The 8493-nt window shown below is 64.0% G+C and carries 7 protein-coding genes and 1 pseudogene; 1 reads left to right on the top strand and 7 read right to left on the bottom strand.

Annotated elements, in window-relative coordinates:
- On the bottom strand, positions 1-2111 hold a 2111-nt coding region (katG, locus tag Q8R73_RS19375), incomplete at its 3' end, for a catalase/peroxidase HPI (RefSeq protein WP_305721161.1).
- Between the two features lie 356 nt (positions 2112-2467).
- On the opposite strand from katG, the gene Q8R73_RS19370 reads away from it, so the two are divergent.
- Positions 2468-3403, top strand: a complete 936-nt coding sequence (locus Q8R73_RS19370) for a LysR substrate-binding domain-containing protein (RefSeq protein ID WP_305721160.1) — start codon at positions 2468-2470, stop codon at positions 3401-3403.
- 131 nt (positions 3404-3534) lie between these two features.
- On the opposite strand, the gene Q8R73_RS19365 is transcribed toward Q8R73_RS19370, so the two are convergent.
- From Q8R73_RS19365 to Q8R73_RS19340, 6 genes and pseudogenes are all read right to left on the bottom strand, one after another.
- Positions 3535-4275 (bottom strand): superoxide dismutase, encoded by a 741-nt coding sequence (locus Q8R73_RS19365; RefSeq protein ID WP_305721159.1) that lies wholly within the window; start codon positions 4273-4275, stop codon positions 3535-3537.
- Between the two features lie 271 nt (positions 4276-4546).
- A complete protein-coding gene (gene pnp / locus Q8R73_RS19360) occupies positions 4547-6700 on the bottom strand; it encodes a polyribonucleotide nucleotidyltransferase (protein ID WP_305721158.1) in 2154 nt (717 codons plus the stop codon).
- Positions 6701-6778: 78 nt separating this feature from the next.
- Positions 6779-6907: a hypothetical protein gene (locus tag Q8R73_RS19355; RefSeq protein ID WP_305721157.1), complete on the bottom strand. Its 129-nt coding sequence runs from the start codon at positions 6905-6907 to the stop codon at positions 6779-6781.
- A 77-nt stretch (positions 6908-6984) separates the two neighbouring features.
- Positions 6985-7254 carry a 30S ribosomal protein S15 gene (gene rpsO / locus Q8R73_RS19350; RefSeq protein ID WP_305721156.1) on the bottom strand — a complete coding sequence of 90 codons (270 nt, stop codon included), beginning with the start codon at positions 7252-7254 and terminating at the stop codon, positions 6985-6987.
- 2 nt (positions 7255-7256) lie between these two features.
- Positions 7257-8372, bottom strand: a complete 1116-nt coding sequence (truB, locus tag Q8R73_RS19345; RefSeq protein ID WP_305721155.1) for a tRNA pseudouridine(55) synthase TruB — start codon at positions 8370-8372, stop codon at positions 7257-7259.
- Between the two features lie 4 nt (positions 8373-8376).
- A pseudogene (locus Q8R73_RS19340) lies at positions 8377-8493 on the bottom strand (ribosome-binding factor A); the annotation flags it as partial.

The raw sequence follows: 8493 nt of genomic DNA, 5'->3' as shown, positions 1-8493 counted from the left end.
ACGAACTTCTCGCCCGCGTCGGCCGAGGCGTAGACCTCAGACAGCGCCCGCAACTGCGAGTTGGAGCCGAAGACGAGGTCGGTCCGGGTGGCTGTCCACCGTTCCTCACCGGTCTTGCGATCGGTCCCGAGGAAGACCTCGTCGCCGCGGTCGTCGACTTCCTTCCACGCCGTGCCCATGTCCAGCAGGTTGACGAAGAAGTCGTTGGTCAATTGGCCCGGCCGGTCGGTGAGAACGCCGTGCAGCTCGCCGCCATGATTGGCTCCCAACACGCGCAGGCCGCCCACCAGCACGGTCATCTCGGGTGCCGTCAGCGTCAACAGCTGTGCCCGGTCCACCAGAGCCTCCTCCGGCTTCATGAACTGCGTCCTGGCGCTGATGTAGTTGCGGAAGCCGTCGGCACGGGGTTCGAGCGGCGCGAACGAGGCGGCGTCAGTCTGCTCCTGCGAGGCGTCCATGCGGCCCGGCGTGAACGGCACCGCCACGGTCAGGCCGGCATCCTTCGCCGCCTTCTCGATCGCGGCATTGCCGCCGAGCACGATCAGGTCGGCGAGCGACACTTTCTTGCCGAACTCCTTGCGGATCGCTTCGAGGCTGGAGAGGACCTTCGCCAGCTCGGGCGGATTGTTGACCTCCCAGTCCTTCTGCGGGCTCAGGCGAATCCGCGCACCATTGGCGCCACCGCGCTTGTCGGAGCCGCGGAACGTCGAGGCCGAGGCCCATGCGGTCGAGACCAGTTGCGACACGGTGAGGCCGGAGGCCAGGATTTTCGCCTTCAGCGCGGCGGCGTCCTGGTCGTCGATCAGGGGATGATCGGCCACCGGGATCGGGTCCTGCCAGATCAGCGTTTCCTGCGGCACCAGCTTGCCGAGATAGCGCACGGCCGGGCCCATGTCGCGATGCGTGAGCTTGTACCAGGCGCGCGCGAACGCATCGGCGAACTGATCCGGATTCTCGAGGAAACGCCGCGAGATCTTCTCGTAGGCGGGGTCGAAGCGCAGGGCGAGGTCCGTGGTCAGCATGGTCGGAACGTGCTTCTTCGACGGGTCGAACGCGTCCGGGATCGAGGGCTCGGCGCCCTTCGCCTTCCATTGCTGGGCGCCGGCCGGGCTCTTGGTCAGCTCCCACTCGAAGTTGAACAGGTTCTCGAAGAAGTGGTTGCTCCACTTCGTCGGGGTCTGCGACCATGTGACTTCGGGACCGCCCGTGATGGCGTCGGCGCCGAAGCCGGTGCCGTGTTTGCTCTTCCAGCCCAGGCCCTGATCCTCGATTGCGCCGCCTTCCGGATCCGGACCGATCAGCGACGGATCGCCGGCGCCGTGGGTCTTGCCGAAGGTGTGGCCGCCGGCGATCAATGCCACGGTCTCTTCGTCGTTCATCGCCATGCGGAAGAAGGTCTCGCGGATGTCCTTCGCCGACTTGACCGGGTCCGGATTGCCGTTCGGGCCTTCCGGATTGACGTAGATCAGGCCCATCTGCACCGCGCCGAGCGGTTCGGAGAGTTCGCGTTCGCCGCTGTAGCGTTCGTCGCCGAGCCAGGTGCCTTCGGGACCCCAGTACAGTTCTTCGGGCTCCCACACATCGGCGCGGCCGCCGGCGAATCCGAAGGTCTTGAAGCCCATCGATTCCAGGGCGACGTTGCCGACGAGAACATACAGATCGGCCCAGGACAGCTTGTTGCCGTACTTCTGCTTGATCGGCCACAGCAGCCGGCGCGCCTTGTCCAGGTTCGCGTTGTCGGGCCAGGAGTTCAGCGGCGCGAAGCGCTGCTGGCCGGCGCCGGCGCCGCCCCGGCCGTCAGTGGTGCGGTAGGTGCCGGCGCTGTGCCATGCCAACCGGACGAACAATCCGCCGTAGTGACCGAAATCGGCCGGCCACCATTCCTGGCTGTCCGTCATCAGGGCGTGCAGATCCTTGATCACGGCATCGAGATCGAGGCTCTTGAACTCCTTGGCGTAGTCGAAGCCCTTGCCCATCGGATCGGCGGAAGGGTGGCGCGAATGCAGCACGCCGATATCGAGGTGCTCCGGCCACCAGTCGCGGTTCCGGTGTGCGCGGGTGCCGTGATTGACCGGGCATTTGCCTGCGGTGTCGTCCGTCTTTGCGTCCATGTCTCTCTCCGATCGCGTTCTGTAGTCTGGGTCGAGTTGTTCCGTGTGGAACGACAGGTGATGACGCGAGCCCCATTGGAGCCGGCGGTGAAGGGATCTGGTTGCCGGCATTGGATTGCCGGCGCCGGTCGTTATCGGGGACGGTCAGCCATGGGTTGATCCTTCCGGCAGATGGGGCGAAGGGCGTATTTGACCAAGAGGCAGACCTCAGACGCATTGACCTGGAACAACCACGTCAGCAGGACCGTGGGTGACCCCGGCGCCTCAAAATTCGCTCGCTGAATCATCTTGGAAGAAATCTAACATCAGGTCCAGTCGAATTGTCTTGGACTAGCGATCAGTATATCTTATCGTGAATGATCACGCTTCGACAGCTTCGTTACCTTTCGGCGCTTGCCAGGCACGGCCATTTCGGCCGCGCCGCCGAGTCCTGTTCCGTGACCCAGCCGGCGCTGTCGATGCAGATCCGCGATCTGGAACGGACCCTCGGCGTCGCCGTGGTGGAACGGCGGCCCGGCGACGTCATGCTCACCGACGTCGGGCGGGAGATCGCGCGGCGGGCCGAAGAGCTGTTGACGGCCTCGCGCGATCTGGTCGATTTTGCCCGGCATCGCAGCGGCGTCCTGACCGGCCGGCTGACGCTCGGCGTCATTCCCTCACTGGCGCCCTATCTGCTGCCGAAGATTCTCCCGCTGCTGCAGTCCCGGTTTCCGGAGTTGCGGCTGGAACTGCGGGAAACCCAGACCCGGCAATTGATCGAGGACATCAAGAACGGCGCGCTCGACGCCGCGATGCTGGCTCTGCCGGTGGACGAGCCCGACATCGATACGATGGCCCTGTTCGAGGATCTGTTCCTGCTGGCGGTGCCGGCGAGCGATCCGCGCCGGGACACGATGCGGGTGGCGGCCGAAGACATCGATCAGAGCCGGCTGATCCTGCTCGAGGACGGCCACTGCCTGCGCGATCAGGCGCTGGCGTTCTGCGCCACCGCCACGCGGAGCCGCGGCAGTGCCGGAGGCGGCACCGTGTTCGGCGCCAGCAGCCTGAACACCGTGATGGAGATGGTCGCGGGCGGCTATGGCGTGACGCTGATCCCGCAGATCGCCGCCGACGTCGAGCGGCGCGACGCCAGGGTCAAATTCCTGCGGTTGGAAAACCCGCAGCCCGGCCGCAGCATCGGTCTCGTGTTCCGCCGCACCTCGCCGCGCAAGGCGGATTTTGCCGCGCTGGGCGAGGTCGTGAAGGAGAGCGTAAAAATTTCGGCCGCGAAGACGGCGGCGAAGCGCGGCTGACACCAACGCCCGTCATGCCAAGGCTTCACGGCTTATCCACTGACGCCGCGGCATACTGGATCGCCCGCATTCGCGGGCGATGACAATTGTGCGGATGGAGGCGCGCCGCCTCTCATTCGAGATGACAGACCTCAAACCCCCAGCGTGCCGGCCTTCGCGGCGGCGTATCGCTCGGCGACCTTGCTCCAGTTCACCGTGTTCCACCACGCCTTGAGGTAATCGGCGCGGCGGTTCTGGTAGTTGAGATAATAGGCATGCTCCCAGACGTCGTTGCCCATCAAGGCGCGCTTGCCGTCCATGATCGGGCTGTCCTGGTTGGGGCGGGTCTCGATCGCGAGCTTGCCTTCCTTGGTGACGGTGACGAACACCCAGCCCGAGCCGAACTGGCGGCCGCCAGCGGCATTGAAATCGTTCTGGAATTTTTCCATGCCGCCGAGGTCCTTGTCGATCGCCGCCAGCACCTCGCCCTCCGGCTTGCCGCCGTTGGGTCCCATGATTTCCCAGAACATGGTGTGGTTGGCATGGCCGCCGAGATTGTTGCGGACGGCGAATTTGATGTCGTCGTTGAGGGCGTTGAGGTTGCCGAGCACGTTCAGGATGGCGCTGGATCCGAGCTGCGGATTGGTCTTGGCGACATTGTTGAGGTTCGCGACATAAGCGGCATGATGCCGGCCGTGGTGGATTTCCATGGTCTTGGCATCGATATGGGGCTCGAACGCGTTGGTTGGATAGGTCAGCGGCGGGAGCACGAAGGGGCCTGCGGCTGCGGGAGCCGCGGCCGGTGCCTGGGCGAACACGGCGCGCGGCACGGCGGCGACGGCGGCGAGGCCTGCGGCCATCGTGACGAGATGGCGACGGGATAGTGCGGACATGAGAGGTCTCCCTGGCTGTGGCGAGCATGGTTGCTCGATGCGGAACATGATCACGAACGGGGTCGGCGGATGCAGCTAAATTCGATCTCAGAATATCGGCCGTCGCCGGGAGAACGCGCGAGTCTGAGTTACGTGCCGGGCGGACCCGCGGTTTTGGTTGACCTGCGGCGGAATCGCGCACGCCGATCATCGATTTGTGATCGGGCCATCACAAAAGCCAGCAAAAAGGGCGGCTGAAAAGCCGCCCTTCGTCGTCTCACCGTTGGAGCGGTTACTCGCCGGCGGCTTCGCGCGCCGGAGCCTCGGTCTTCTGGCTGGCTTCGAGGTCCTCGCCCGTCACCTGGTCGACGGCCTTCATCGACAGGCGCGTCTTGCCGCGGTCGTCGAAGCCGAGCAGCTTGACCTTGACCTTGTCGCCTTCCTTGACGACGTCGGAGGTCTTCTGCACGCGGGCCGACGCCAGCTGGCTGATGTGGACGAGGCCGTCCTTGGCGCCGAAGAAGTTCACGAAGGCGCCGAATTCCATCACCTTGACCACGGTGCCGTCATAGATCTGGCCGAGCTCCGGATCGGAGGCGATCGACTTGATCCACTTGATCGCCGCCTTGATCGATTCGCCGTCGGAGGAAGCCACCTTGACGGTGCCGTCGTCGTCGATGTTGACCTTGGCGCCGGTCTTCTCGACGATCTCGCGGATCACCTTGCCGCCGGTGCCAATCACTTCACGGATCTTGTCGGTCGGGATCTTGAAGGTCTCGATGCGCGGCGCGTATTCGCCGAGCTCGGCGCGGGCATTGGTCAACGCCTTCGACATCTCGCCGAGGATGTGGATGCGCCCGTCCTTGGCCTGGCCGAGCGCGACCTTCATGATCTCCTCGGTGATGCCGGCGATCTTGATGTCCATCTGCAGCGAGGTGATGCCGACGTCGGTGCCGGCGACCTTGAAGTCCATGTCGCCGAGATGATCCTCGTCGCCGAGGATGTCGGACAGCACCGCAAAGCGCGAACCTTCCAGAATGAGGCCCATGGCGATACCCGCCGTCGGCCGCTTCAGGGGAACGCCCGCATCCATCAGCGCCAGCGAGGCGCCGCAGACCGAAGCCATCGAGGAGGATCCGTTCGACTCGGTGATCTCCGAGACGACGCGCACCGTGTAGGGGAATTCGTGGTGCGGCGGCAGCACCGGATGGATTGCGCGCCAGGCCAGCTTGCCGTGGCCGATTTCACGCCGCTTGGTGCCGCCCATGCGTCCGGTTTCACCGACCGAGTAGGGAGGAAAGTTGTAATGCAGCAGGAACTGCTCCTTGTAGGTCCCCGACAGCGAGTCGATGTACTGCTCGTCCTCGCCGGTGCCGAGCGTGGTCACCACCATCGCCTGGGTTTCCCCGCGGGTGAACAGCGCCGAGCCGTGGGCGCGCGGCAGCACGCCGACTTCGGCGATGATCTGGCGCACGGTCTTGGAATCGCGGCCGTCGATGCGCTTGCCGGTGTCCAGGATGTTCCAGCGAACGATCTTGGCTTCCAGTTCCTTGAACACGCCGGCGATGCGCAGCTTGTCGTATTTCGGTTCCTGGCCTTCCGGGAAATAGTGCGCCATCACCTTTTCCTTGGCCTTGCCGACCGCCGCATAGCGGTCCTGCTTGATCGGGATGGCGTAGGCGGCGCGCAGATCGGCTTCGATCAGGCCCAGGATCTCTTTTTCCAGCACGCTTTCGTCGACGACCTTGACGTCGCGCGGCTCCTTGGCGGCCTTCTCGGCGAGCTCGATGATCGCATTGACCACCGGCTGGAAATGCCGGTGTCCGAACATCACGGCGCCGAGCATGATGTCTTCGTTGAGTTCCTTGGCTTCCGATTCCACCATCAGCACGGCATCGGCGGTGCCGGCGACGACGAGGTCGAGCTGGGTTTCGACCATCTCGTCGAGCGTCGGGTTGAGCACGTATTCGTCATTGATGAAGCCGACCCGGGCGGCGCCGATCGGGCCCTTGAACGGGGCTCCGGAGATGGTCAGCGCCGCGGAGGCGGCAACCAGCGCCAGAATGTCGGGATCGTTCTCCATGTCGTGCGACAGCACGGTGACGATGACCTGGGTCTCGTTGCGCCAGCCGTCGACGAACAGCGGGCGGATCGGACGGTCGATCAGGCGGGAGACCAGTGTCTCCTTCTCGGTCGGACGGCCCTCGCGCTTGAAGTAGCCGCCGGGGATGCGGCCGGCCGCGTAGGTCTTCTCGATGTAGTCGACGGTCAGCGGCAGGAAGTCGACACCTTCGCGGGCGGTCTTGGCGCATACGACGGTGGCGAGCACCACGGTCTCGCCGTAGGTGGCGAGCACGGCGCCATCGGCCTGACGGGCAATCTTGCCGGTTTCAAGCCTCAGGGGACGGCCACCCCAGTCGATTTCGACTGAATGAATATTGAACATGTAGGTCTCTTTCATGGGTTCACGAAGCAATGTCGGCCCAGAAACACAAAGACCATGCGCAAGATTGCGAGACGCTGATCACGATACGAGATCAGCGTCCGGCGATCCTGCCATGGTCTTTATCTTTCGGATGGCGTCCATCCCTTCGGTAGTACGGGCATCTTGCCCCGCCCAGCGGCCGGATTGCTGCTGGACGTGTTTGAGCATGATCGTCTCCGAGAATCGGAGGCTGGTTCCAGAAGATCATGCGAAAACGCGCGCAAGATTGCGCGCGTGAACTCAACTCAACGACGAATGTTGTGCTTTTCGAGCAGTGCCTTGTAACGCCCTTCGTCCTTGCGCTTGATGTAATCGAGCAGGGAACGGCGCGTGGCGACCATTTTCAGAAGGCCCCGGCGTGAATGATTGTCCTTCACGTGGGACTTGAAATGCCCGGTGAGGTTATTGATGCGTTCCGAAAGAATCGCAACCTGAACCTCGGGCGAGCCGGTGTCGCCGGCCTTGTTGGCACTCGTCTTGATGACTTCCGCTTTGCGTTCGGCGGTAATCGACATCGTCAAACTCTTTCATTGCTGCGAGCCGGACTGGCGGTCAGTCCGGTCAGGTTGAACACGCGCTTGGGGATGAGTTCGCCATTGCCAATTTCGGCGAGGGCCAAAAGCCGGCCTGCCACCGTGACATAGACTGTGCCGCTACTATTGGGCGCATCCCGTCCGCGCAACAAAACGGCCTGGCCCCGATGGAGCCTTGCCGCATCAGCCCGTGTGACGGCCAGTGCCGGGATGTCGTCCAGCGCGGTCTCAACGGGCAAAAGCGCGTCGGCGAGGCTACCCTCGCCAGACGCGGCTCTATCGCACAAAGCCTGCAACTGTTCCAGCGGAATCATGTCATTCTCGCCGAACGGCCCGACCAGCGTCCGGCGCAGCGCGCAGATATGGCCGAAACAGCCGAGAATGCGGCCGATATCGCGGGCCAGCGCCCGCACATAGGTGCCCTTGCCGCATTCGGCCTCGAACACCGAATGGCTGCTATCCGTTTGTTCTACCAGTGATAAATGGTGAATCTCGACCGGCCGCGGCTTCAGGTCGACGGTCTCGCCGTCGCGCGCCAGGTCATAGGCGCGCTCGCCCTGGACCTTGATCGCGGAATATTGCGGCGGGATCTGCTCGATCACGCCGGTAAAGCGCGGCAGCAGGGCCCGGATCTCCTCGGCGGAGGGCCTGAGATCGCTGGTTCTGACGGCCCGGCCCTCGGTATCGTCGGTATCGCGTTCCTCGCCCCAGGCCACCGTAAAGCGGTAGCGCTTGCGGCCGTCCATCACGAAGGGAACCGTCTTGGTGGCCTCCCCGAGCGCGATCGGCAGGCCGCCGGAGGCAAGCGGATCGAGCGTGCCGGCATGGCCGGCGCGCCTGGCCGTGAACAGCCGCTTCACCACCGCGACCGCCTGGGTCGAGGTCATGCCGATCGGCTTGTCGAGGATCACCCAGCCATGGACGTCGCGTTTGTCGCGTCGCATCTGGTTGTTCGGGCGCGGCTGTTTGCCGGAGCGCGGCCGGTTCTCGTCGCGAACCTGATTCGCGTCGCGATTCGCTTCAGAAGAAATATTTTTTTCAGGCGCTGCCGAATCGCCGATTTCCGGCTCGATCACGCTGTTGGCGGTGGTCACGATCATCACTTTACTCTTCCGTGTCTTGCGAATCGGGGGCGAGGTCCCTTTGCACCGCAGGTGTTCGCAGTAATTTCTCTATTCGTTCTGCTTCGTCGAATCGTTCATCGACGCGGAAGCGGACATC

It is taken from the genome of Bradyrhizobium sp., assembly GCF_030697065.1.
GTDB lineage: Bacteria > Pseudomonadota > Alphaproteobacteria > Rhizobiales > Xanthobacteraceae > Bradyrhizobium.
Note: the sequence above shows the minus strand (reverse complement) of the source record. Positions and strands in the feature narration are given on the sequence as shown.

What these genes read in the sequence shown, in the direction of transcription:
- Q8R73_RS19370 (WP_305721160.1), top strand. Translation starts at nt 2,468, where the DNA reads ATGATCACGCTTCGACAGCTTCGTTACCTTTCGGCGCTTGCCAGGCAC.
- Q8R73_RS19365 (WP_305721159.1), bottom strand. Translation starts at nt 4,275, where the DNA reads ATGTCCGCACTATCCCGTCGCCATCTCGTCACGATGGCCGCAGGCCTC.
- pnp (WP_305721158.1), bottom strand. Translation starts at nt 6,700, where the DNA reads ATGTTCAATATTCATTCAGTCGAAATCGACTGGGGTGGCCGTCCCCTG.
- Q8R73_RS19355 (WP_305721157.1), bottom strand. Translation starts at nt 6,907, where the DNA reads ATGCTCAAACACGTCCAGCAGCAATCCGGCCGCTGGGCGGGGCAAGAT.
- rpsO (WP_305721156.1), bottom strand. Translation starts at nt 7,254, where the DNA reads ATGTCGATTACCGCCGAACGCAAAGCGGAAGTCATCAAGACGAGTGCC.
- truB (WP_305721155.1), bottom strand. Translation starts at nt 8,372, where the DNA reads ATGATCGTGACCACCGCCAACAGCGTGATCGAGCCGGAAATCGGCGAT.